This window comes from Carboxylicivirga litoralis (assembly GCF_025499605.1).
Classification (GTDB): domain Bacteria; phylum Bacteroidota; class Bacteroidia; order Bacteroidales; family Marinilabiliaceae; genus Carboxylicivirga; species Carboxylicivirga litoralis.
Genome location: NZ_JAFMVC010000002.1, coordinates 175224 through 200117, shown reverse-complemented (window position 1 = coordinate 200117; position 24894 = coordinate 175224). Strand labels below are relative to the sequence as shown.

Here is a 24894-nt window from a genome sequence, read left to right as displayed (position 1 = left end):
TTTCTCTTTTAGTTATTCACTTTTATATCCAAGCTCTATCAGCACATCGTCGCTGATATCGTACTTAGTATCTACATACATAATTCCCATCCCTGATGCCTTGTCAAAAACAGCTGCGATATTATTTTCTGATGATATATCAACAATCGCATTGTATATCTCATCCTGAATAGGTTTAATCAATGCTTCCCGCCGTTTAAAAAGCTCACCTTCTTGTCCAAAATAGTTTTGCTGCAATTGCTTCGCTTGCTTTTCCTTTTCGATGATTTCATTCTCACGCTTGATTTTCATCTCATTAGAAAGAAAAACATTTTCGGCTTGATAATTCTTATAAAGCTGAGCAATTTCGTCAAATCGCTGTTCAACTTCAGCTTGCCATTTGGTTGATAACTGTGTTAGTTGTTCATTGGCGGCCTCATAAGCAGGCACATTACGTAGTATGTATTCCGAATCTACAAAAGCATACTTTTGAGCAAACACCATCTGCCCAATAAACAATAAGGATAATAAAACGAAGTTTCTCATAGCTCTATAATTTAGTACGCCAAATCTAAACAAAAATCAAACCAAACTAATATCTACCTCATAGTTAGAAACTTTGACCAATAACAAAGTGGAACTGACTACCACCCGCATTGCTTCGGTAGATACTATCGTCAAATCCGTATCCCCAATCAATACCCATTAATCCAAAAATTGGTAAAAAGATACGTAAACCAACACCTGCTGAACGTTTTAATTCAAATGGATTATAGTTTTCATACTGACTCCAAGCATTACCTGCTTCTAAAAATGCCAGGGCAAATACGGTTGCTGATGGTTGAAGCGCTAAAGGATAGCGTACTTCCATGGTTAATTTATTATAAATATTACCATCGTATGACCCACTTGTATTATAAGGTGTTAATGAAGAGTTTTCATATCCACGCAAGCCAATTGTTTCACTACCATACATGCTAAATCCAGCCATTCCATCACCACCTAGTACAAATTTCTCAAATGGCGATTGAAGGTCTTTGTTGTAGTAACCAAGGAATCCCATTTCCATACGTCCCATCACCACTAATTTACGAGCAGCATCAATTGGCTTGTAAACAGCTCCTTTAAACGTCCATTTATGATATTCAATCTTTTGGTACTTCTCTTCATCAGTTGCTTTAGACCAGTCACGGTCTTCTTCAAACATCGACCAAGGAGGAGTAAATTCTAAACCTACAGAAAAGTCTGAACCTTCACGCGTATAGATTGGATTATCAATAGAGCGACGACTTAACATCACTTTAAAGTTCAGGTTATTGGAAATACCATTCTGCATAATAAAGTAGTTCCAGTCTAACAAGTCGTAACGTTGGTAACTTACTTCAGTATATAACGAGAAGTAATCATCGGGCCAACGCAAACGCTTACCAAAACCAAGCGACATACCAGTAATTTTCATGTGCTGGTCAATATCATCTGCATCTGCATAACCATATCCACTACCATAACCACTACCGTACCCATAACCACCTCCATACATACTGTAACGAGGATCGTAATAACTTGAACTAACACCGGTTTGAATAGAATGATAAATAGAGAAACTCAACGAGTTTGGTTTTTTACCACCTAACCAAGGTTCGGTAAATGATAAACTATATGACTGGTAAAACTTACCATTGGTTTGTGCTCTTAAAGCTAAAGTTTGTCCGTCTCCTGTTGGAAGCGGGCGCCACGCTTCTTTGTTAAAGAAGTTACGCATTGAGAAATTGGTAAATTTCAAACCTAATGAACCAACGAACATACCGGCTCCCCAACCACCGGATAACTCAATCTGGTCATTGGCTTTTTCCTCTAGCTGATATACCAGGTCAACTGTTCCGTTATCCGGATTTGGCTGTACATCAGGAGAAATATTTTCAGGGTCGAAATGTCCCAACTGCGCTAATTCACGTACCGTACGAATTAATTCTGATTTACTGAATAATTGTCCAGGTTTGGTTCTTACCTCACGACGAACCACATGTTCGTGCGTTTTGGTGTTACCACGGATGATTACTTTATTAATAGTGGCCTGCTGACCTTCGTAGATACGCATCTCAATATCAATGGTATCGCCACGAACACCGGTTTCAACAGGTGAAATGTTTGAGAATAAATATCCCTGGTCCATATATAAATTATGAACCGCATCCTCATCACTAATCAAACGCTCATCTAAATACGTTTGATTGAAAACATCACCTTTTTTGATTCTTAAATTATAATCTAACAATTCAGATGGATAAATAGTATTTCCCACCCAGCTGATGTCACCAAAGTAATATTTGGTTCCTTCTTCCAAGACAAGCTTTACATCAACGGTATTGTCTTCAATATTTTTCGATACTTCTTCAGTAACAATTCGAGCATCGCGATAACCGAGTTCATTGTATTTTCCAATAACAGCAGCTAAATCCTCTTCGTATTTCTCAACCACGAATTTCTTTGTTCTGAAGAAATTAAGGATTTGCCCTTTCTCATTGGTCTTTTTCATGGTACGGTTCAACTTACCATCGCTTAGTACCTCGTTACCTTCAAAGGTAAGGGATTTCACTTTTACCTTATCTTTCTTGTCAACATTGATGTCAAGGGTCACATGATTAGGCTTCGATGGATCATCCTTTTGAACAATGTTAACTTCGGTATTGTAAAAACCTTTACTCACAAAATAGTCGGTGATGTATTTCTCGGCTCTCGACACCATAAAAGGCGTCACCTGCGAACCTCTCATCATCGCCACTTTCTCCTCTACCGTTTCAATCTCGTTCTTTTTCAAACCAGAAAAATACATCTCTGATAAACGAGGTCGTTCTTTCAGGTATATTTCCAGATAAATTTGGCGTCCTTCAATTTTCTTGGCTTTAATTTTCGCATCCGAAAACAGCCCGTGCTGCCAATATCGTCTAATGGCTTCAGAGATCTCATCACCCGGAACGGTAATTTGTTGACCCACCTTCAGCCCACTGATATTCACCAATATTTTTGGATCCAGATTTTGAACCCCTGTTACCTCAATATCGGCAATTGTATATTTTCGCGGGGTACCAGAGTAGGATATATTAGGAATATCAGACGTTTGTCCGTTTATATTTATAAAGGATAATATAAATAGAAAAACAAATAATACTTTATAACGCATATTACCTTCCATGCAATTCATTAATTTGTTCGTTTTCGGCCAGCATCAATCATCACATCCTTCTTCTTCATCATGCTTTAGCCTTATTTTTTTATTTGATCACCTGTTTTTCCAAAACGTCTTTCTCGTCCCTGGAAATCAAGCAGAGCCCGATAAAAATCATCTCTCCTAAAGTCGGGCCATAAAATGTCGCAGAAATATAGCTCAGAATAAGCTAACTGCCAAAGTAAAAAATTACTTATTCGATGTTCACCGCTGGTTCTGATCATTAATTCGGGATCAGGAATTCCGGCCGTGGCCATTTTATCAGATATCACATCAGCATTAATATCTTCAACATTAAGCTGTTCGGCTTTTACATCGGCAGCAATCTTTTTTACAGCTTCAATAATTTCCCACCGAGAGCTGTAGCTTAATGCCAATGTTAATGTTAAACCGGTATTTTCTGATGTTTTTTGAATGCAGGTATCCAATTTAGCCTGAACGCCCTTTGGCAATGCTTCTTTGCAGCCAATCGCATTCAACCTAACATTGTTTTTCATCAAAGTTGATGTTTCGGAACTGATGGTAGAAACAAGCAGACTCATTAATGCATCTACTTCTGTTTTCGGACGGTTCCAGTTTTCGGTACTGAAAGCATAAAGCGTAAGGTATTTAATACCAAGTTCGGCTGCTGTTTCGGTTGCTTCGCGCACGGCTGTAACACCATGCTTGTGACCAAAAACGCGAGCATTACCCCGCTTCTTAGCCCAGCGTCCGTTTCCATCCATAATAATCGCCACATGACTGGGCAGTCTATCTTGCTTCAGCTCGTCTTTTAACGACATACTTTCAACCTGTCTTTATTTTATACCATCATTACATTTGGTTTTCCGCTTCAACATACTTATTGTAACGTACACACCTGCAAACGATATCCAATCGTTGTTATGAGTAAAAGTGCTCTCTCCAAATCCATAAGGGTCAGAAGGATCAACGCTTCCTTCGCCCATGTAGTCCAAGTCATCAACAAATGTTTTTCGGAAAGTCCATTCGGCACCCACCCGAATATATTTGTTAATCTTGTACTTCGCACCTATACCGAACGGCAAAGATAATATAAAACTTGGTTTGCCCGCAGAATTTTCAACATCTGTATCAATTCTGTTATAAATAGTTGTGGCAAGCCCAAAAGAAATGTATGGTGTAAATGTTGTTGTTGAGATAAATTTGTGGTCGTATGAACGAAAATTAAGCTCTATCTGAGCTGACACATCACCAATACTTCGTTTAAAACTGTAATTGGCGTTTGGTGTTGATTCGAGGTATTTTAAATCCTGCCCATGATAATCACCACTTATGGTTCCATATAGCGCCATTGCTTTCAAGGCAATACGATCGGTAAACACATAACGACCGATACCTCCGGCTGCCACATGCGAATTGGCAAAAGGTACGCCGGTACTTAAATCGCCAAAGTAGTAGGATGAACCAACGAATGCTCCCAACTCAAGCCTGTCCTGTGCTTCAATTGAATGATTCTGAAACAGGGTGCAAACAGCTAACATTGTTAGTGTTAAACATCTCTTCAAAGGCTTAAAATTATATTTTGCGAATATCGTATATAGCATTTTGTCCCGGATACATAAATCGGCGTCTAATACCTAACCACACAGTCATCTGAACGGTATCATTTAAACACCATTTTTTGAAAATTATTGCACTAAAATAAAGATTAATTGCGCTTATCAACACCCCACATTAATTTATTGCGCAAGGTTGTGTAGAATGTATGCCCGGCCAATTCGATAACATTGATGCTAAAATCTGCTTTTTTCACCTTTAAATGAACGGTATTTTCGAGCACCTTACTCCTTGAATCAAGCGAAGCCAGAAATTTAGAGTCACGACCTTCAATCTTTAATGTCACCTCAACATCGTTGGGCACCACAATTGGGCGCACATTTAAATTATGCGGCGAAATAGGCGTTATAACAAAACTCTTGCTGCTCGGGTGTAATATTGGTCCTCCTACACTTAACGAATAAGCCGTTGAACCTGTTGTGGTTGATACAATTAAGCCATCGGCCCAAAAAGAATTCAGGAACTCATTATTAACGTAGGTATGAATAGTAATCATAGCTGAACTATCGCGTTTAGAAACAGCCAACTCGTTCAAAGCAAAATTGTATTCCCCAAAATGATTATCGCCCGTTTCCAGCGTAATTAAATCAATCTGACGCGTCTTATAATTCCCTTCAATCACCTCTTTAATAGCTACTTTCATTTCGCCCTGTGATATATCAGCCAAAAAACCCAAACGTCCACTGTTAATACCTACAATCGGAATGCCTTTATTACGTACGTAAGTAACCGCCTCAAGAAAGGTACCATCGCCTCCGATACTGAACAGCAAATCAACATCATTGATATCCTCATGAGTAGTAAAGAAATCACTGACATCAGGCTTCATCTTAACATTAGTGAGCAAAAATTCATAAAAAGACTGATGAATGACTACCTCTACATTATTATCTTTCAGAATCTGGAACAAGCTCTTGCAGGCTTTATAAAACACCTCTCCAAACTGTTTACCAAATACGGCTATTCTCATGTTTATTAAATTATTAATGACTTAAATGGCCAGATTAAAATGAACAAAAAAACCACGTTCCTTAAATCGGTTGACCGAATAATTAAAGCTCCAGACCATATCGTAAAATGTCACAAAATCAAGTCCGGCACCATAACCATATTGCCAATCATTTACAAATGTATTAGTTATTGGTGGATTCTCTTGCCACACATAACCAAAATCATAAAATGCCTTGAGATAAAACGCATAATTAATTTTTGCAAACTGTGTTAATGGCATAAAACCAATGTTTTTAACCCGGGGATGCAACAACGTAAACACCATTTGATTCTTCATGCTGGCCTGACGGGTTCCATCAATCACATAGAGTTCATAACCGTTGAGAAAACTCTTATAACCGCTTCCGGCATTAAGCACATATGGCAATGAATTACTGGTATTATATTCACCATATACATTACTAGCCCAATGCCAACGGTCATTCAATTCAATGTGTTTATCCAAACTGCCTCCTAACTTGAAGTTCTTCAAATCATCCTGCCATAAACCAAATCCTGTTTGAGTAGCTGTTAATCTCAACCGCGTCCCTTTTAAAGGATATATTTTTGAATCACGCTTATCAAAATCGTATTCATAACTCAGCTCGAGGTATTGAAGGTGCTTATCGCCTTGTGTTAAATAACCTGGATTTAAATCAATAATTGAATCACTGACATTAAAATTGTTATAGGCTATTTGCACCCGATGCCTTTGGTATAAATTGGTACGCAATGAATAATAAAGTAAGCCCCGATAAGTAACCTGGGCCAATTCTGTTTCAAGCCCCATAAAAATCTGCTGGTTATTCTCGGTGGTATAAGGAAGCTGATCATACATTTGAAAACTAAATGAAGCCCCCCAGCCTCCCCGCTTATTATATTCCGGGGACATATACCCAAGTAGAATTTGTGTAGCATAACCTAATCGTAACCGGGCAATAATCTTTTCGTTTCGTCCACGAAAGTTATCCCGCTTAAGGTAAACACCATAATTCACCCTTGACCAATCGCCATTATTAAAAAAGGAACTCAGGTTGCGATCAGCTACTTCGAATATTGGAAAAACCCACCAATACCATCGTTCATCCACATTAAGATGAAAAATAATGGTGTTATCTGATTGTAAAGTATAGCGAATCGAAACAAAATTAAACAAGGAAGTATTCAGTAAATTATGACGACTCCGCTTGGCAATTTGTCCCAAGCGATTGGTTAGTAGTTTATCACCTTTTTTAAAAATGAGTTCATTTAAAATGACCCTCGGTTTTGTGATTTTATTACCTGAGATTATTATTTGTTGCACCACAACATAGTCACTGGTTGTCTGTTTGGGAGATTCTTCATTAGAGGCATAAGCAATGCAATCGCAACACAAAATTGCGGCCACAACAACTATTATTTTAAGGGCATTGTAATAAACCTTACCCATAAACTATCCCTTTAAGCCCTACATATTAAGATACCTCATTAACGCGTCGTAGTTTTTTTTCACAGTATCGTCGTAGGAATCATCCCCAACATATGTTGTTTTAACTGAATAATCGTATCTCTCAAAAGCATTTAATACCGGCCTCACATCCACGCGGTTCAGCTTAATTGCAATACATAATTTCTCTGAATTATGTGGTTGCGAAACGTATAAACTCAAAATCTTAGCATCAGCATCTTCTACGATTCGCGAAATCTCAGCCAATGAATAATCATTGGGAAGCAACTCCAACTCAATTATTCCACCCGATGCATGCGCAGCAATTAAATCAGCAAAAGTGTGCAATAAATCACTTTGTGTAATTAAACCAAGGTATTCTTCATTTTTATCGAGCACCGGTACGATGGTTAATTTCAGTCGCGAAGCCACTTCAATCACATCAAAAATATGCTGATGAGCATAAACATAAGGTCTTGTATATGACAGCGAATGATTGCCTAAAGCCTCCTCAGCCTTGTTTAAATCATAGATATCAACATCACTGATGACCCCAAGAAAAGCCCGGTTATTAACGATTGGCAAATGAGACACCCTGAACACCTCCATCCAGTTAAGAGCATCAAGCCCTGTGTCTGAAGTTTTCAAAGAAGGTACTACTTCTGATATTAATTCTCTTGCCAACATAGATTACTTTTCGAAATACTTTATAATTTTGCGCGACAACAAAGAACCCTTTTGAGGTGTAATTGTTTGAGTATTAAAAATACTGTCAAACATTATAACAAACAAAATTAGGCGATAGTTTATTTTATAATTCATCACACATTAAAAGGCGTTCATCAATAAAACAGCAATGACTAAACTAAGTGTTAACATAAACAAGGTTGCTACTCTTCGAAATTCAAGAGGAGGAGATACTCCTAATGTATTAAAAGCAGCCATTGATGTTCAAGAGTTCGGTGGCGATGGCGTAACTGTTCACCCCAGACCCGACGAGCGCCACATTCGTTACCAGGATGTATACGACATACGACCTGTAATTAAAACAGAATTTAATATTGAAGGCTATCCTTCTAAAGACTTTATCGACCTTGTATTGGCAGTCAAGCCGCACCAGGTAACATTAGTGCCCGATCCACCTGAAGCATTGACGTCAAATGCAGGTTGGGATACGGTGAAAAACGTCACTTTTCTTCAGGATGTGATTGGTCAATTTAGTGAAGCCGGCATCCGCACGTCGATTTTTGTTGATACTGATTTAAGAAACATAGAAGGGGCTGTAAAAACCAATACCGATCGTATTGAGTTATACACCGAGCCATACGCAACTGATTATGCCAAAGATCGTGAAGCAGCAATTGCTCCATTTGTTGAAGCGGCAGAATTAGCAAATAAAATTGGTTTAAAAATCAATGCAGGTCACGATTTAAATTTAGATAACCTGAAATATTTCAATCAACGCATTCCTTATTTAAAAGAAGTATCTATTGGTCATGCTCTAATTAGCGATGCCTTGTACATTGGATTAGAGAAAACTATTCAGTTGTATCAGCAACAACTGATTAAATAACCTCTTATGAAACTTTTTTATCGTGAATTTGGGCATGAAGGACCAAAACTGGTTATTCTGCATGGCTTGTATGGCGCATCAGACAATTGGGTTTCCATAGCACGTCAGTTGGAAAAAGATTACCACGTCTATTTGCTTGACCAGCGTAACCACGGTCAATCGCCGCACAGCGATATTCACGATTATGAAAGCATGGCAAATGACCTGCTTGAATTTTTAGACGATAAAGAAATAGATAAAGCGCATGTAATTGGCCACTCCATGGGTGGCAAAACAGCCATGCGCTTTGCTTTAGCTCACCCCGAGCGCATTCAAAAGCTGGTTATACTGGATATTGCACCAAAATCCTATGCGTCGTTTAGTAACTATGCACAAATAACCAACAACCACGAACAGATAATAAAAAGTTTATCAAGCATTAAGCTCGAAGGCATATCAAGCAGAAAAGCCATTGACGAACAATTATCAGTTCATCTGCCAGACACTGGCTTGAGACACTTTTTGCTGAAAAATATTGAACGTAGCAAAAACGGCCAATATCAATGGCGTCTTAACCTACCTGTTATTCGACAAACGTTGGAACGTATTATGGATGGCTTTTCAAACCTCGATCCTGATGACACCAGGGTTAACATACCATCTATCTTTATTCGAGGTGAGCAATCAGGTTATGTGATGGATGAGGATACGCTGATTATGCGCAAGTTTTTTAAAGACGCTGAATTAGTGACCATTCCAAAAGCCGGTCATTGGTTGCACGCCGAACAGCCGGAATTATTGATTAAGACATTGGCCTATTTTCTACTGGATTGACTTTTATTGTTTATTTGGCAATTTGTTTATTCGCTTATTCGATTACTTATCGCCGAATTAACAAATTACCAATTCACCACACACTACGCATGTTCAACGGCATCCTCGTCAATTAAATCCTCACCTTTAAAGCGCAAGAATAGTTGAGCCGTTGCCAACACATCTTTTTCGCAATAGCGGGCAATTCGAGCGACATCTTTTTCATCATAAAAAACACTGGCTACCTGGCTACCGTCAATATCATCCTTTGGCGATGGAATATTAAATATGGTTGTTAAAAGGTTAAGCGATGTGTAGTGTTTATAATCGCCAAACTTCCACATATCCATGGTATCTAAAAACTTGACTTCCCATGGCTTCTTACCAGCCACATCGAGCATTGGCGGAAGCGTAACGCCATTGATTAACATGCGGCGGGCGATATAAGGAAAATCAAATTCCCTGGCATTGTGTCCGCATATATTTTTATGAACATCACGAGCAAAATGATTGAGCATTTGCGCAAAATCTTCGAGCAGTACTTTTTCGTTATCACCGGCAAACGATTTTACCCGAAAGATGCGTTTGCCGCCACGAGCCGAAATAACACCAACTGAGATACACACTATTTTACCGAACTCGGCATAAATACCTGCACGACCATATACATCGGCAGGTGATTCTTCCTCGTTTCTGAAATAAGCCGATTTCTTCTCCCATAACACCTGTAATTCAGGTGCTACATTATCAAAACCCGCTTCCTGTGGTACCGTTTCGATATCCAGGAACATGATATCTTCTACTTTTATATTATCTAACATCGTTTTTTAGTTTAAGCTGGTTAAATTTCGCTCAATAAAATGGGTTAAAATATTAATCGCAATCTGGTTTTGGCCTCCTTGTGGAACAATTAAATCAGCATAACGCTTGGTCGGTTCTATAAACTGCAAATGACTTGGCTTTACGGTCTCATCATAACGCTCCAACACTTTTTCTACCGTACGACCACGCTCCATAATATCGCGCTGTATAACTCGAGAAAGACGATCGTCGGCATCGGCATGCACAAATACCTTCAAATCCATCAAATCGCGTAATTCGTTGTTACCAAGAATTAAAATACCTTCCACAATGACCACATCGCGAGGCATTACTTTGACTGTTTCTTCTGAACGTGTACAAGTTAAATAAGAATATTGCGGCATTTCAACTGAACGCCCCGCCTTCAATTCTTCGACATGATGTTTTAGCAACTCCCATTCTATGGAGTTGGGATGATCGAAGTTGATTTTCTGACGCTCTTCCAGAGGCAGGTGCTTACTATCTTTATAGTATGAATCTTGTGGCAAAATTGCCACCTCACCATCAGGCAGCTGTTCCATTATTTTGCGCACCACCGTTGTTTTACCCGATCCTGTTCCTCCAGCAATTCCAATTATTAGCATTTTCGTATTTTTGCTTTGTAACTGTTAATATTATAACTCAAACAAAATAAGTAAATTATTCGATTATGATTAAGCATATTGTTTTATTTAAGCTAAAAAGCTTTGAAAACGAAGCATTGAAGACCGAAAAACTAAATGAAATTAAAGACGGCTTATTGGCGCTAACTGGTAAAATAGACGCTTTAAAAACAATTGAAGTAGGCTTGAATTGCAATGAGAACGAAGCCTTTGACATTGCACTCACGACAACTTTTAATACGATGGAAGATTTGGACATTTACGCCAAACACCCAGATCATTTAGCGGTTGGTAAAATCATTCGTGAAGTATTAGAAGCTCGTTCTTGCGTTGATTACGAGTATTGAGAACGACGGAAGACAGAGGACAGAAGACATACATGTGAAAAAGCTTGACGTTTCAGTATATCTTGCTGATATTATATACGACATGCAAACCACAAAAACAACTCTCATGAAATCAGTTCTTCTGCCTCTCATACTTTTTCTCGCCTTATCATTAAACGCGCAAGATGTTAAAGTCTCATCGGGCAAAGTTGTACGCCATGCCTTCTTCAATTCAGAGTATGTAGATGCACGCACAGTTGACGTGTGGCTGCCCAATGGATATAGCAAAGACAAGCAATATGCCGTTTTGTATATGCACGACGGACAAATGCTTTTTGACGCCAGAAACACATGGAATAAACAGGAGTGGGGAGTGGACGAAGTAATGACAACTTTGATGAGCAACCAACGCATCCGCGACTGCATTGTAGTTGGTATCTGGAATAATGCTGAAAAGCGCCATGCCGAGTATTTTCCACAGCGGGGCTGGAAACTAACCCCAAGCGATCAGCAAAAAAAGATACTGGAAATGGAGAACGTCTACATCAATCCTGAGATTTTTGAGCAAGGCATGCTAGCCGATCGTTACCTTCGCTTTATCGTTCGTGAGCTGAAACCATACATCGACAAAACATACAGCACAAAAGCCGATAAAGCCAATACCTTTATAATGGGTTCGAGCATGGGAGGTTTAATAAGCTGTTATGCAATTTGCGAATACCCAGGCATATTTGAAGGCGCTATATGCATGTCGACCCACTGGCCTGCGGCCGATGGCATCACCATCAATTACCTAAAGCATAATTTGCCTAATCCAAGGTCGCACCGCTTTTATTTCGATTATGGAACAGCCACTCTCGATTCTTTATATGAACCATACCAACTTCATGTCGATTCATTGCTGTTGCTAAATGGTTATACGATGAATAAAAACCTGGTTTCGAAAAAGTTTGAAGGCGCCGAACACACCGAGGCAGCCTGGCGCGAGCGATTGCACATTCCGCTGGAGTTGATGTTGAAAGAATAGGTTTTGTTATACCTTTTAGGTTTTTGGTCATTTATCCCCATCCCCGCATCTTCAATACGGGACTTCCCTTTTGGCCAGGCAAAAGGGGAAAAGGCCGTTTATGGTGCTAGCAATAAAAAAGGTGCAAACCAGCACCTTTCTTACTTCATCGATTATATTTAATCAGGCATCAAGAGTCAAATACCAAATTTACACCCAAACTCACCCACCATATGCTCAAGTTCTAACTTAAAATTAGTCAGATAATCGTCAAAAAACTCATCACCACTCACCCTGCTACCATCGCTAAACTCGAATTCAAGATCGACCCACCAATTACTTTTGTCAGCATCAAATTTAGTGACAGCATCCACCTTGGCAATTATTGAATTATCGCCACTATAGCGCACAAACATATCAGCATAAGTATTCAGTACCGATGCTAATGATGTAGCATGCTCCTCACTGCCTTCAGTAAGTTCATCTACTATGAGTAATTCGTTGTATAGCTTTCCTGTATGAGCGGCGGTTTCAATAACAATATTTTTTATTTGCAAATCGTTGTCAATACTACTTATCGGCATTTGCTCATTGTTAATATCAATCGATAAGTTAAAATCCTGATTTAGAATAAGCTCATCATCATTACTAAAAGCAAACACCCAATAACCTTTATCATCGGTGCGAGCCATCTCTCCTTTTAAATTATAAGGAGTCGGATTAAAGGTCATTGCCACATCATCGTAATAACCACTGGTGCTAAATGTGCTCAAAACATTACTGGTTAATATCAATTCGTCATTGACTTTAATATTAAATCGCAATGCCTCAAGTGCATTGTTAATCACAGTTCCATCTTCAAGTACACTTCCTTTCCCAGGGAATAAACCATCGTAGATAGTTAATTCAGTAATACTCAGCACTGCCATATCACCTTCAACATTATCTGTCGCCGGGAATATAAAGATCACTTCTGTATCGTGTTCTTCTGTTTTTACAAAGTTGTTTTGAATCGCATCCCAGTGCCACACACCTGTTCCTTCGGCATACAACACATTGCAGTAGTACTCTTTATCAAACGTCAGATCCATCAGCTCATCGAAGTAACAATCCGACGATTCGGCTTCGTACATCAACTGTCCTAAACCAATCAGTGCTTCAACAAATTGCCCGTTACCTGATAATTCGACATTACTTATTCGCTGGTGCATCGAATGACTCACCTCAGCAAAATCTGTCACGCCTAATTGTACAATCTCACTATACAATGCGTCTGAACTATCCAACAGGATATTTTTATCGTTTTCGGCACCCCTCTCACTAAACGCATCGCTTAACTCATCGCTAACGCACGAACTAAAAACCAGCACCATAGCTACCACCACTATTGCATTCAATCGCCTCATATACATATCCTACATTAATAACCTTTATGTATTAAACTCTTTCCTGTATATGTGACAATGAAGCGAAAGGTTACACTTATGCTAAAACGAAAAAAGCCACTTCAAAATCGAAGCGGCTCTCTCGCATTTAATAACAACCCTAATTGATAATTATTTTTGTCAGAGATGTATTTCCAGACCTTAAGGTTTTAAAAACATTAGGTCGTCACATCTCATTTTTTTCACTTTACATTACTTACTCAAATACTCATGCACATTTTTTGCCGCTTCGCGTCCTTTGGCAATGGCAGTCACCACCAAACTGGCCCCCGAAGCGGCATCGCCGGCGGCAAACACATTGGCTTTGCTGGTCTGATAGATTTCATCCACTTTAATATTACCTCGTGCATCCAGTTCCAGATTAAACTCTTTCACTAAACCTTCGTGCACCGGGCTCACAAAGCCCATCGATAAGGTTACCAACTCAACATCCATGGTGTGCGTTGTCTCAGGCTTCTCCGTCATTTGCCACTGCCCGTTTTCACCTTTATTCCATTCTACTTCAACCAACTCCACTTGCTTTAGCTTTCCATTTTCACCAATAAAACGTTTGGTATTCAGGCTCCATTTACGTTCACAACCTTCGGCATGCGATGTTGATGTCTTAAGCGTAGCAGGCCAGTAAGGCCATGGGTTACCGGGAGCTCGTTTTTCCGGCGGTTTCGGCAAAATCTCAATTTGAGTAACCGACTTAGCTTTCTGACGATTGGATGTTCCTACACAGTCACTACCAGTGTCACCACCTCCAATAACCAGCACATTTTTACCAGTTGCTAAAATACGTTCGCCATTGGTAAAGACCTCACCTCGATTAACCTTGTTTTGTTGCTTCAGAAAATCCATGGCAAAATGCACACCATCCAAATCGCGCCCTTCAATAGGTAAATCGCGTGGTTGCATAGCGCCAATGGTTAATACTACCGCATCGTATTCCTTCGCCAAGTCCTCACCTTTTACATCTTCACCAACAGAAGTACTCGTTTTAAAGATGATGCCTTCCTCTTCGAAAATGGCTATACGACGGTCGATAACTTTCTTATTTAGTTTAAAATCAGGAATACCGTAGCGAAGCAAACCTCCCACTGCATCATCTTTTTCATAAACCGTTACGGAATGACCCGCCTGGTTTAATAAATCAGCAACTGACAAACCAGCGGGTCCACCTCCAACAACAGCCACTTTCTTACCGGTTCTTTGTTCAGGGATGCGCGGTTCAATGTACCCTTCGGCAAAAGCACGCTCCACAACAGAGCACTCATTCTCTCGAATGGTCACGGCCTCTTCGTGCACGGCCAGCACGCACGATTTCTCGCAAGGATTAGGACAAATGCGACCGGTAAACTCAGGAAAACTATTGGTTGAATGCAATATTTCACTCGCCAGCTTCCACTCACCTTTATAAACAGCGTCCTGCCATTCGGGTATTTTACTGCCAACCGGGCAAGCCCAGTGACAAAATGGAATTCCACAATCCATACATCGCGATGCCTGTAAGGTGCGGTCTGCAACATTAAGCGTTTGCTCCACTTCACCATAATCATCCACACGCTCATTAACTGGCCTGTAACCACCTTCTTTGCGTGCATATTTTATAAAACCTTTTGGATCTGCCATAATCATCAATATTTAAAGAAATCGGGGCGGCTCCATTGAGCCTTTTCACTCATTCTCCTATGCCCCCGATATTCTTTTATGTTTTTATTAGCTGTTGCTATTGGCTTATGACTAATAGCTAATTGCAGCTTGTCATTTTATTTATCCCTCGTGGTTCTAATCCTCCACTCCCTTCGGGTATCTCCCACGATAGCAATCGTGGGGAGAATCTTCCCCTGGGGGAAGTGCCGTTAGGCGAAGGGGGAAAGTTTCAGACTTAACCTACTCTCTCAAGTGAGGAGCATCCTCGGTTTCCTTAAGTTTTCGCTCCAACTCTTTAATCTTCTGTTCCTGAAGTACCTTTTTATATTCAAAAGGAATAACCTTTACAAACTTTGGCAGGTAGGTGGTCCAATTGACTAACACCTCCTGAGCTTTGGTACTATTAGTATGTAACAGATGTTTGTTAAGCATAAACTGCAACTCCTGAACATCAGCGGCATCTTCCACCGGTGTTAAGTCAACCAGGCCTTTGTTGCAATAATAATCCAGATTACCTTCTTCATCTAATACATAGGCAATACCTCCACTCATACCGGCAGCAAAGTTCCTACCCGTTGGTCCGATAACCACAACACGTCCTCCGGTCATGTATTCACAGCAGTGATCGCCTACACCTTCAACAACAGCATGAGCACCTGAATTACGAACTGCAAAACGCTCTCCGGCTACACCTCGTACATACAAGTTACCACTCGTTGCTCCATATAGCACGGTATTACCAATAATAATGTTATCCTCAGGCTTGAAAGTTGTTCCCTGTGGCGGTACAACAATCACCTTACCTCCCGACAGACCTTTGCCTAAATAATCATTGGCGTCACCTTCGAGACGAAAACTAATTCCTTTGGTTAAAAAGGCACCGAAACTCTGTCCTGCCGAACCATTGAACGTGCAGTTAATGGTATTTTTGGGTAAGCCATCTTCTCCATACTTTTTAGATACCTCACCCGATAACATGGCTCCAACTGTGCGATCGGTATTAATAATATCGCTGGCCATCCATACTTTCTGCTGGTTAATCAATGCTGATTGCGACTGCTTTATCAAGCGACGATCCAGCACCTCATCCAATTTATGGTCTTGTTCACTTGTATTTCGAATTGGATATTTCTTACCTTCTTCCGGGAAATATAACAAACGACTTAAATCAACACCCTGCGACTTCCAGTTACCAACTTCAGGATTCTGCTCCATTAGATCAGTACGGCCAATCACCTCGTCCAATGATTTAAACCCAAGCTGAGCCAGGTTCTCACGCACTTCTTCAGCAATAAAATTGAAGAAGTTCACTACGTATTTATATTTACCTATGAATCGCTTTCTTAAGGCTTCATCCTGAGTAGCGATACCTGCCGGACATGTATTCAGGTGACATTTACGCATCATCACACAACCTAGTGTTACCAGGGCCGATGTTGCAAATCCATATTCTTCAGCACCCAATAAGGCCATCTTAATCACATCTAAACCAGTCTTTAACTGGCCATCGGTTTGTAACTTCACACGACCACGCAGATTGTTCATCACCAATGTCTGCTGCGTCTCTGACAAACCAATCTCAACTGGTAAACCAGCATGTTTGATGGAACTTGTTGGGCTGGCACCTGTTCCGCCTTCGGTACCACTAATAACAATTAAATCGGCATGTGCCTTAGCCACACCGGCAGCTACTGTACCCACACCATTTTCTGATACCAGCTTCACACTCACGCGTGCCGATGGGTTGGTGCTCTTTAAATCATATATCAGCTGTGCTAAATCCTCGATGGAATAAATATCGTGGTGTGGCGGTGGTGAAATCAATGTAATACCAGGCGTTGAATTACGCAGACTGGCAATAATCTTATCCACTTTAAAACCTGGCAACTGACCACCTTCACCCGGCTTAGCACCCTGAGCAATTTTAATCTGCAACTCATCAGCATTGGTCAGGTAATTGTTAGTGACCCCAAATCGGCCACTGGCAATTTGCTTAATAGAGCTTCGTGCCGGACTCTTGAAACGCTTGGCATCCTCGCCACCTTCACCTGTGTTACTTCGACCACCTACTTCATTCATCGCCAAAGCCATCGCCTCGTGTGCCTCTTTAGATATTGAACCATAAGACATGGCACCAGTCACAAAACGCTTCATAATTTCAGAAGCAGGCTCTACCTCACTGATATCAATTGATTGTCTCTCTTTCAATTTCATCAGGCCGCGAATAAACAATGGTGTTTGATTATCCTGATCAACCTGACGGCTATATTCTTTATACTTGCTATAATCGCCTTCAGATGTGGCCCATTGCAACAAACCAATTGTTTCTGGGTTCCATCCGTGTTTCTCACCATACTTACGATAGGCATAACTTCCTTTAGTATCAAAAGGATTGCTTTGGAAAACAGGTTTAAAAGCTTTTTGATGATCCAGAATACTTTCTTTTGCGATCTCTGCAAGCCCTACACCACCAATCTTGGTTGGTGTTCCAATAAAATATTTATTAATCACTTCTTCCGACACACCAATAGCTTCAAAAATCTGAGCTCCATGGTAAGAACGCAAAGTACTGATTCCCATCTTAGAAAGCACCTTCAATAAACCTTTATCAACGGCTTTGATATAGTTTTCACGTGCCGCAGCGTAATCCATGTCTATTTTACCTTCTTTCACCATTTCATTGATGGTAGCAAAACATACATATGGATTAATTACACTTGCTCCAAACCCAAGCAACAACGCAAAATGCATCACTTCGCGCGCCTCTCCGGTTTCTACCACCAAACCAACCTGCATTCGCTTTTTGGCTTTAATTAAATGATGGTGCGTAGCTGCCACAGCTAATAACGAGGGAACAGGTGCGTGTTTCTCATCAATATCACGATCGCTTAAAATGATGTAGTTCATCCCTTCATCAACCGCTTTTTCAGCTGACTGACAAATAGTTTCAAGCGCTTCTTCTAAGCCTTTACCTCCTTTATCAACCGGAAAAGTCATTGGAATCTTCACGTGTGTAAACTCCTCGCGCATATAATCCTTAATCTTACCCAAATCGGTATTGGTCATCAACGGACTCTCAAATTTAATTGAGCGACACTGCGATGGTTCTTCGCGCAGTAAATTCTTGGATACTGAACCAATATAGTTGGTCAAAGCCATCACTAATCCTTCGCGAATAGGATCGATAGGAGGATTAGTTACCTGGGCAAACAATTGTCGGAAGTAGGAGAAGAATCGTTGCGGTTTCTCGGACAATACGGCTATAGGCGTGTCGTTACCCATCGAACCAATTGGCTCTCCCGCAGTTTTGGCCATCGGGGCAATAATTTGCTCAAAATCCTCGCGATTATAACCAAATGCTTTTAAATACGAATCGTATTTATCACCTAAACCTGAAGGCACACGCTGTTGCACGTCAATTTCGCGCATGCGAATTCGGTTCTCCTTTAACCAATTAGCATAAGGACGACGCTTTGACAACTGTGACTTTATCTCTTCATCGGGGATGATAACTCCCAATTGTGTATCTACCAAAAGTAATTTACCCGGTTTCAAACGGCCTTTTTCTTTTATTTCGTCGGCAGCAAAAGTTTGAACACCTACTTCAGAGCCCATCACAATCATGTCATCTTTGGTTATCACATAACGCGATGGACGTAAACCATTTCTATCCAAAGTACCACCCACATAACGGCCATCGGAGAATACGATAGAAGCGGGTCCATCCCAGGGCTCCATAATAGTGGAGTGGTATTCATAATAAGCTTTCAGACTTTTAGGAATCGGATTTTTACTGTTCCACGATTCCGGCACCAGCATACTTAAAGCATGCGGCAATGAACGCCCTGTGAGAAACAGAAACTCCAACACATTATCTAAAGAAGCCGAATCACTCATGTTAGGCGTTATCACCGGGAACAACTTCTTCAGGTCATCGCCAAACAAATCGGACTCTAACAAACTTTCGCGCGCTTGCATCCAAAGGCGGTTCCCTTTAATGGTGTTAATTTCACCATTGTGGGCCATAATCCGGAATGGTTGCGCCAAATCCCAGGTTGGAAATGTATTAGTACTAAAGCGTGAGTGAACCAGAGAAATTGCACTCTTTACTCTTCTGTCTTTCAAATCTAAAAAGTAGAGTCCTAATTGCTCAGGTGTCAACATCCCTTTATAGATAAATATCTTCGAAGACAAACTAGGCAAATAAAATGCTTCTTTCTCTTTTAATTCAGATCCCCTAATAGTATTCTCAGCTTGTTTGCGAGCCAGGTATAAACGGCGTTCCAAGGCATCTTGCTCATAATTACCTTTCACAAATACCTGATAAATTGTTGGCTCAGTACCTTTGGCAATCTCACCAATCACATCGCTATCAACAGGCACATCACGATAACCAATTAATTCAAGTCCTTCGGCCACAAAATACCTATCAAGCACTTGCTGACAATAAGCTGCTTCTTTCTCATCCTGAGGCAAAAACACCAATCCTGTTCCATACTTTCCTGCAGTTGGCAAATTAAATCCAAACGTCGAAAAATACTCATGAGGTACTTGCATAAGTATACCTGCACCATCACCCGATTTGTTATCAGAACTCTCAGCTCCACGGTGTGTCATATTTGTAAGCACCTCCAAGCCTCTCACCACTATTTCGTTGGATTGTGTACCTTTAATATTGGCAACAAACCCAATCCCACAATTATCACGTTCATTTGCGGGATCATACAACCCCTGAGGATTTGGAAATCGTTTTGTCATACTGTTTGTTTTAAGAGAAAAATCTACTGTTACCCCCTCGTAAGGTTCTCATTCTCGCCATTGGATTGGATGAATTACAATATCTTTCATTTAGAAAGTTTATATTACTTATATATTATAATTCGAAAGCAAAAATAGAATTTTAGTTCGTATCTACCAATTTATCATGAGAAAAGCTGGTCTTTTTTATGATTTTTGACAGGTTTTTGAAGTGTTCGTTTTTTAACAAACTCAATTATTCATTCACACTTTATTGATTATTTGACTTTTAGCACTTGAATAGATTACTCTTCTATTTTATTATATAGAATAACCATAAATAATGATCACATTTTATTACGCCTAGCTATACAAAAGCGAGGGTCAAAACTTTCAATTAGCTATTTTTTACCACCCCACCCCTTTCAATTGAGGGGTATTTTATTGTTTTTGCTATTATTTTAATTTTTAACCCCATTTTATTAGGGGGTGAATAAATTATTTTTATATGTTTGCATTGTCAACCTATAAAAACAGAGGGTACCATTTGAGAAAAAGCATTTTTTTAGGCCGACACCCCCAATCAACGAGATAGTAAAAGCAAATATTAACTATTAACCGTTATTCGATGAAAAAGATTTTTTTGATTTTGGGACTAGGTCTTGCTCTAACAACCACAAAAGCGCAAGACGAAAACAAAGGAGGCTTTGGTGTTTCAGCCGATATTGTTTCACGTTATGTCTTCAGGGGTGTTGACTATGGTAACTCACCAGCTTTCCAACCAACCATTGAATACTCCAAAGGAGGATTTGCCATTGGCGCTTGGGGAAGCTATGCCTTTTCAAGTTCGTCGGCTGGAGCTGACGCTTTTCAGGAAGCTGACATCTATGCCTCCTATTCTTTCGATTTTGGCTTAAGCCTTGGTGTAACTGATTATTACTATCCCGGAAGCAGTTGGTTTGAATTGGACGATGAAGTTTCGAGCCACGCCATTGAACTAAACCTTGGTTACGAAATTGGAAATTTCAGTTTGGCTGGTAATGTCGCTTTAAATGATTCCAGAGCCGGGGCCGGCGAAGAAAACGGTGTGTTATACTTTGAGGCAGGTTATGCCTTTAAGGATTTCAACTTCTTTGTTGGAGGTGGCGACGGATGGCACGTTGTAAGCGGCGACAAAGGTGACTTCCAGGTAGTCAATGTTGGTATCAGCACCGAAAAAGAAATTAAAATAACTGAATCCTTCTCGATACCAATGTTCGGTATGGTATTCGTCAATCCAAACAGCGAGCTATACGACATTGTAGTGGGGATTTCATTTTAACAACAACTCAAACCAATCTATGATAGAAAATAAGAGCAGCCACACTTTTCAATTATTGTCCTAATTGACTTAAACCTTTATCGCCATCAAGGTTGCTCTTATTTTTCTTTTGCAATGAACTAACAAGGCTTAACAAATAACCTGTACAATTCGGTTGTTCGAAGTCTTTTCAAAGAAAATATTAACGACTAACAACAAACAAAATGAAGAAAATTGAAGCCATTATTCGATTATCTCGATTTGAAGCTGTAAAAAAAGCATTAGAAGAGCAAGACATTACATTTTTCTCATACTGGGATGTAAGAGGAACAGGCGTTGCCCGCGAAGGTCACTTATACAGAGGAACGCTTTACGACACAAGCATTATTGAAAGAAGAATTCTGTCCATCATTGTTCGCGATGAAAACATGGACAAAACAGTTGAAGCCATCATTAATGCTGCCAAAACAGGTGAAATAGGCGATGGACGAATCTTTGTATCTGATGTAGTTGATACTTATCGCATCCGCACAGGTGAATCGGGACCAGAAACCCTTTATGAGAAATAATTGAACTAAATCAAAACCTTACAAAATTTAGAATTATGGACGCAAATAGTGCTTTAGATATATTATGGGTCTTACTGGCCGGAATTTTAGTCTTTTTTATGCAAGCTGGTTTTGCGATGGTAGAAGCTGGTTTTACCAGAGCGAAAAACGTTGGTAACATTATTATGAAGAACTTCATGGACTTTTCTGTTGGTTCTTTAATGTTCTGGATTATTGGATACAGTATAATGTATGGTGGTGATGGCGCTTTCTTTGGTGCTTTCGACTTCTTTTACAGCGACGGTACTGATTTACACAATTTATTTTTCCAAACTGTATTTGCCGCAACAGCAGCAACAATAGTATCAGGAGCTATGGCTGAACGTACAAAATTCAGCACCTATCTTTTATTCTCGCTAATAATCACTGTGGTAATTTATCCAATCTCAGGCCACTGGGTATGGGGCGGTGGCTGGTTAAGCGAGTTAGGCTTCCACGATTTTGCCGGCTCAACAGTTGTACACTCAGTTGGCGGATGGGCTGCCTTAGCAGGCGCCTGGACCATTGGGCCACGTATTGGCAAATACAACGGAACAACCAATGCCATCCCTGGGCATAATATGGTATTAGGTGCTTTGGGTGTATTTATCTTATGGCTAGGCTGGTTCGGCTTTAACCCAGGGTCTCAGTTGGCAATAAGTGGAGACAATGCCTACGCGGTTGCATTAATCGTTATCACCACCAACCTGGCAGCTGCTGCCGGAGCAATGGTTACCATGTTTGTTACCTGGTTCCGTTACGGAAAACCTGATTTATCTATGACCTTAAACGGCGCTTTAGCTGGATTAGTAGGAATTACTGCAGGTTGTGATATTGTATCTCCTGCCGGAGCAGTTGCCATTGGAGCCATTGCTGGTTTGGTTGTCGTATTCTCCATTGAATTTATCGACCAAAAATTAAAAGTAGATGACCCGGTTGGTGCCATCTCAGTTCACGGTGTTTGTGGAGCTGTCGGTACCTTATTGGTTGGGTTCTTTGCTACTGAAGGCGGTGTGTTTTACGGCGGTGGCTTTTCATTGCTGGGAACACAAGCACTGGGAGTTATTGCAATTGGTGCCTGGGCATTTGGATTAGGCTTACTCCTATTCAACGTATTGAAAGCTACGATGGGCTTACGTGTTTCGGAACAAGAAGAGCGCGAAGGATTGGATATCCATGAGCATGGACAAAGTTCTTATAACTATTAATAAAAAACAGTATCACAAGGTGATGGACCATTCCACCGACTGATACAATCAACAAGAAAATGTTGCGTTGTTTTATTTTATATTGAAAGCAATGGCCTGTACGAACGGTGTACAGGCCATCTTTTTTTAGCAACTAAAAAATTCTTCGTGAATGGCTTCAATAGCCATATCTCTATCATCGCGTGCCACCATAAAATAACTGGCAACGACCGATGCACCCGAAACAATCATTTGAACATTTATTTGTTTTTTAGCCAACGCCATAAATAAGCGCCCTGCCACACCCGGACGATCCAGCAAACCTTCACCAACCACTGCAATCGTAGATATCTGCTCCGATGCAATTAACTCTGTCACGGTTGATAAATCGAGACTTTCAACAATACTATAGGCCCGCTTGATATCCCTGGCCGATAATAGCAGGTTAATGGCTATTTGTGAAGTGATAACTGATTTAATATTTATACCAGCTTTATCAAGTGCCACTGTTACTTTGGCCAGCACTCCTTTTTTAAGTCCAACACCAGCTCCTTTCAGCTTTAAAATACAGAAATCATCACTGTAAGTCACACTTTTAACAATGCACTCACTTACAGTTTCCTCACCATGAATAATGGTTCGTGGTGCTACACTACCATCAAAAGCATCAATATTTCCGATATGAATAGGTATTCCAACTTCTTTTAATGGCTCTACTGTTCTCGGGTGTAAAATACTGGCTCCAAAATAAGATAATTCAGCCGCTTCGGTATATGACAGATGGGTTATACGCTGAGGTACTTTAACTAATTTTGGATCGGCACTCATAAACCCGTCTACATCTTTCCACACATCCAACGACTCTGCATCAAGACAGCGTGCCAATGCTGCTGCCGAATAGTCGCTTCCACCGCGTCCTAAAAGGGTGACTTTTCCCTGCTCCGAAACACCATAAAAACCAGGAACCACATATACTTTGTTTGCCGACAGGCGTTTTTGCACATTTTCAGTTGACACATCAAAATCAACCGTGGCATTCCCAAATTCACCATCGGTAACCAATGGCATACTTTCTGGCAAAGCCTCTTCAGCATCAATGCCATTGCTCTGAAGTATAGATGTTAGGACCAATGAACTTAAACGTTCACCATAGCTCAAAATCACATCTTCCACAAATTCGGGCACATCACCTATATAATGAATCCCTGTCAAATAACGACTCAACTCTTTAATACGCGACTGAACCGCATTTAAAGTTTTATCCTGCCACTCTTTGTCGTCAAAATTCTCAAGAATCGCTTCTTTTTTAAGTTGTCGTAAAAACTCAACCAGCTTTTCGATATTTGAATGATCTTGTTTAACATCTTCCATCGACTGAATCAGGTGATTGGTGATTCCATAAAAAGCTGAAACAACAATAACCATTGGGCGGTTATAGGTTTTAATAACGCGAACCAGCTTTTGAATATCTTCTTTCCTTTTTAGGTTAGAGCCTCCGAATTTGGCAACTACTTTTTTCATTAATGATGTAATATAATGGCATACTGCCGTTAATAAATTGTAAAACGCGCTGACTGAAAATCAGAAATATTGTGGTAAAGAAATTATGCCCGGCCGGGCATTCGAAAGTAATAATCTTGCTTC

The 24894-nt window shown here is 40.2% G+C and carries 20 protein-coding genes; 7 read left to right on the top strand and 13 right to left on the bottom strand.

Annotated features, from left to right (window positions below; genetic code table 11):
• Positions 1 to 12 precede the first annotated feature (12 nt).
• The 7 genes from J1N10_RS02905 to J1N10_RS02875 form a co-directional block, all read right to left on the bottom strand.
• Positions 13 to 525, bottom strand: a complete 513-nt coding sequence (locus tag J1N10_RS02905; RefSeq protein WP_262325179.1) for an OmpH/Skp family outer membrane protein — start codon at positions 523 to 525, stop codon at positions 13 to 15.
• Positions 526 to 589: 64 nt separating this feature from the next.
• Positions 590 to 3181: an outer membrane protein assembly factor BamA gene (gene bamA, locus J1N10_RS02900; protein WP_262325178.1), complete on the bottom strand. Its 2592-nt coding sequence runs from the start codon at positions 3179 to 3181 to the stop codon at positions 590 to 592.
• Between the two features lie 62 nt (positions 3182 to 3243).
• On the bottom strand, positions 3244 to 3987 hold the full coding sequence (locus J1N10_RS02895; RefSeq protein WP_262325177.1) for an isoprenyl transferase: 744 nt from the start codon (positions 3985 to 3987) through the stop codon (positions 3244 to 3246).
• A gap of 15 nt (positions 3988 to 4002) precedes the next feature.
• Positions 4003 to 4707, bottom strand: coding sequence for a type IX secretion system protein PorG (gene porG / locus J1N10_RS02890; protein ID WP_262325176.1), 705 nt, complete (start codon positions 4705 to 4707; stop codon positions 4003 to 4005).
• 167 nt (positions 4708 to 4874) lie between these two features.
• Positions 4875 to 5753, bottom strand: coding sequence for an NAD kinase (locus J1N10_RS02885; protein WP_262325175.1), 879 nt, complete (start codon positions 5751 to 5753; stop codon positions 4875 to 4877).
• A 21-nt stretch (positions 5754 to 5774) separates the two neighbouring features.
• Positions 5775 to 7202, bottom strand: coding sequence for a BamA/TamA family outer membrane protein (locus J1N10_RS02880; RefSeq protein WP_262325174.1), 1428 nt, complete (start codon positions 7200 to 7202; stop codon positions 5775 to 5777).
• Between the two features lie 18 nt (positions 7203 to 7220).
• On the bottom strand, positions 7221 to 7886 hold the full coding sequence (locus J1N10_RS02875) for a CBS domain-containing protein (RefSeq protein WP_262325173.1): 666 nt from the start codon (positions 7884 to 7886) through the stop codon (positions 7221 to 7223).
• Positions 7887 to 8055: 169 nt separating this feature from the next.
• Between J1N10_RS02875 and J1N10_RS02870 the strand changes: the two genes are divergently transcribed.
• Positions 8056 to 8772: a pyridoxine 5'-phosphate synthase gene (locus J1N10_RS02870; protein WP_262325172.1), complete on the top strand. Its 717-nt coding sequence runs from the start codon at positions 8056 to 8058 to the stop codon at positions 8770 to 8772.
• Positions 8773 to 8778: 6 nt separating this feature from the next.
• Positions 8779 to 9585 carry an alpha/beta fold hydrolase gene (locus J1N10_RS02865; RefSeq protein WP_262325171.1) on the top strand — a complete coding sequence of 269 codons (807 nt, stop codon included), beginning with the start codon at positions 8779 to 8781 and terminating at the stop codon, positions 9583 to 9585.
• Positions 9586 to 9668: 83 nt separating this feature from the next.
• On the opposite strand, the gene J1N10_RS02860 is transcribed toward J1N10_RS02865, so the two are convergent.
• Positions 9669 to 10385 (bottom strand): 3'-5' exonuclease, encoded by a 717-nt coding sequence (locus J1N10_RS02860; protein WP_262325170.1) that lies wholly within the window; start codon positions 10383 to 10385, stop codon positions 9669 to 9671.
• 6 nt (positions 10386 to 10391) lie between these two features.
• On the bottom strand, positions 10392 to 11009 hold the full coding sequence (gene udk / locus J1N10_RS02855; RefSeq protein ID WP_262325169.1) for a uridine kinase: 618 nt from the start codon (positions 11007 to 11009) through the stop codon (positions 10392 to 10394).
• A 65-nt stretch (positions 11010 to 11074) separates the two neighbouring features.
• Here udk and J1N10_RS02850 point away from each other — a divergent pair, with 65 nt between their 5' ends.
• Both J1N10_RS02850 and J1N10_RS02845 read left to right on the top strand, forming a co-directional pair.
• Positions 11075 to 11374: a Dabb family protein gene (locus J1N10_RS02850; protein WP_262325168.1), complete on the top strand. Its 300-nt coding sequence runs from the start codon at positions 11075 to 11077 to the stop codon at positions 11372 to 11374.
• Between the two features lie 106 nt (positions 11375 to 11480).
• A complete protein-coding gene (locus J1N10_RS02845) occupies positions 11481 to 12380 on the top strand; it encodes an alpha/beta hydrolase (protein ID WP_262325167.1) in 900 nt (299 codons plus the stop codon).
• A 176-nt stretch (positions 12381 to 12556) separates the two neighbouring features.
• On the opposite strand, the gene J1N10_RS02840 is transcribed toward J1N10_RS02845, so the two are convergent.
• From J1N10_RS02840 to gltB, 3 genes are all read right to left on the bottom strand, one after another.
• Entirely contained in the window at positions 12557 to 13765 is a 1209-nt protein-coding gene (locus tag J1N10_RS02840) for a hypothetical protein (RefSeq protein WP_262325166.1), read from the bottom strand.
• 231 nt (positions 13766 to 13996) lie between these two features.
• Entirely contained in the window at positions 13997 to 15418 is a 1422-nt protein-coding gene (locus J1N10_RS02835) for a glutamate synthase subunit beta (RefSeq protein ID WP_262325165.1), read from the bottom strand.
• Positions 15419 to 15679: 261 nt separating this feature from the next.
• Positions 15680 to 20197: a glutamate synthase large subunit gene (gltB, locus tag J1N10_RS02830; protein ID WP_262325164.1), complete on the bottom strand. Its 4518-nt coding sequence runs from the start codon at positions 20195 to 20197 to the stop codon at positions 15680 to 15682.
• A gap of 607 nt (positions 20198 to 20804) precedes the next feature.
• Between gltB and J1N10_RS02825 the strand changes: the two genes are divergently transcribed.
• From J1N10_RS02825 to J1N10_RS02815, 3 genes are all read left to right on the top strand, one after another.
• The gene (locus J1N10_RS02825) at positions 20805 to 21497 is read left to right on the top strand and encodes a TorF family putative porin (RefSeq protein ID WP_262325163.1); all 693 of its coding nucleotides are present in this window, start codon (positions 20805 to 20807) and stop codon (positions 21495 to 21497) included.
• A 203-nt stretch (positions 21498 to 21700) separates the two neighbouring features.
• Complete coding sequence (locus tag J1N10_RS02820; RefSeq protein ID WP_262325162.1) at positions 21701 to 22045, top strand: P-II family nitrogen regulator; 345 nt, start codon at positions 21701 to 21703, stop codon at positions 22043 to 22045.
• Between the two features lie 35 nt (positions 22046 to 22080).
• Complete coding sequence (locus tag J1N10_RS02815; RefSeq protein WP_262325161.1) at positions 22081 to 23271, top strand: ammonium transporter; 1191 nt, start codon at positions 22081 to 22083, stop codon at positions 23269 to 23271.
• Between the two features lie 126 nt (positions 23272 to 23397).
• Here J1N10_RS02815 and J1N10_RS02810 read toward each other — a convergent pair whose 3' ends face one another.
• Positions 23398 to 24771 carry an aspartate kinase gene (locus tag J1N10_RS02810; protein ID WP_262325160.1) on the bottom strand — a complete coding sequence of 458 codons (1374 nt, stop codon included), beginning with the start codon at positions 24769 to 24771 and terminating at the stop codon, positions 23398 to 23400.
• Between the last annotated feature and the right edge of the window lie 123 nt (positions 24772 to 24894).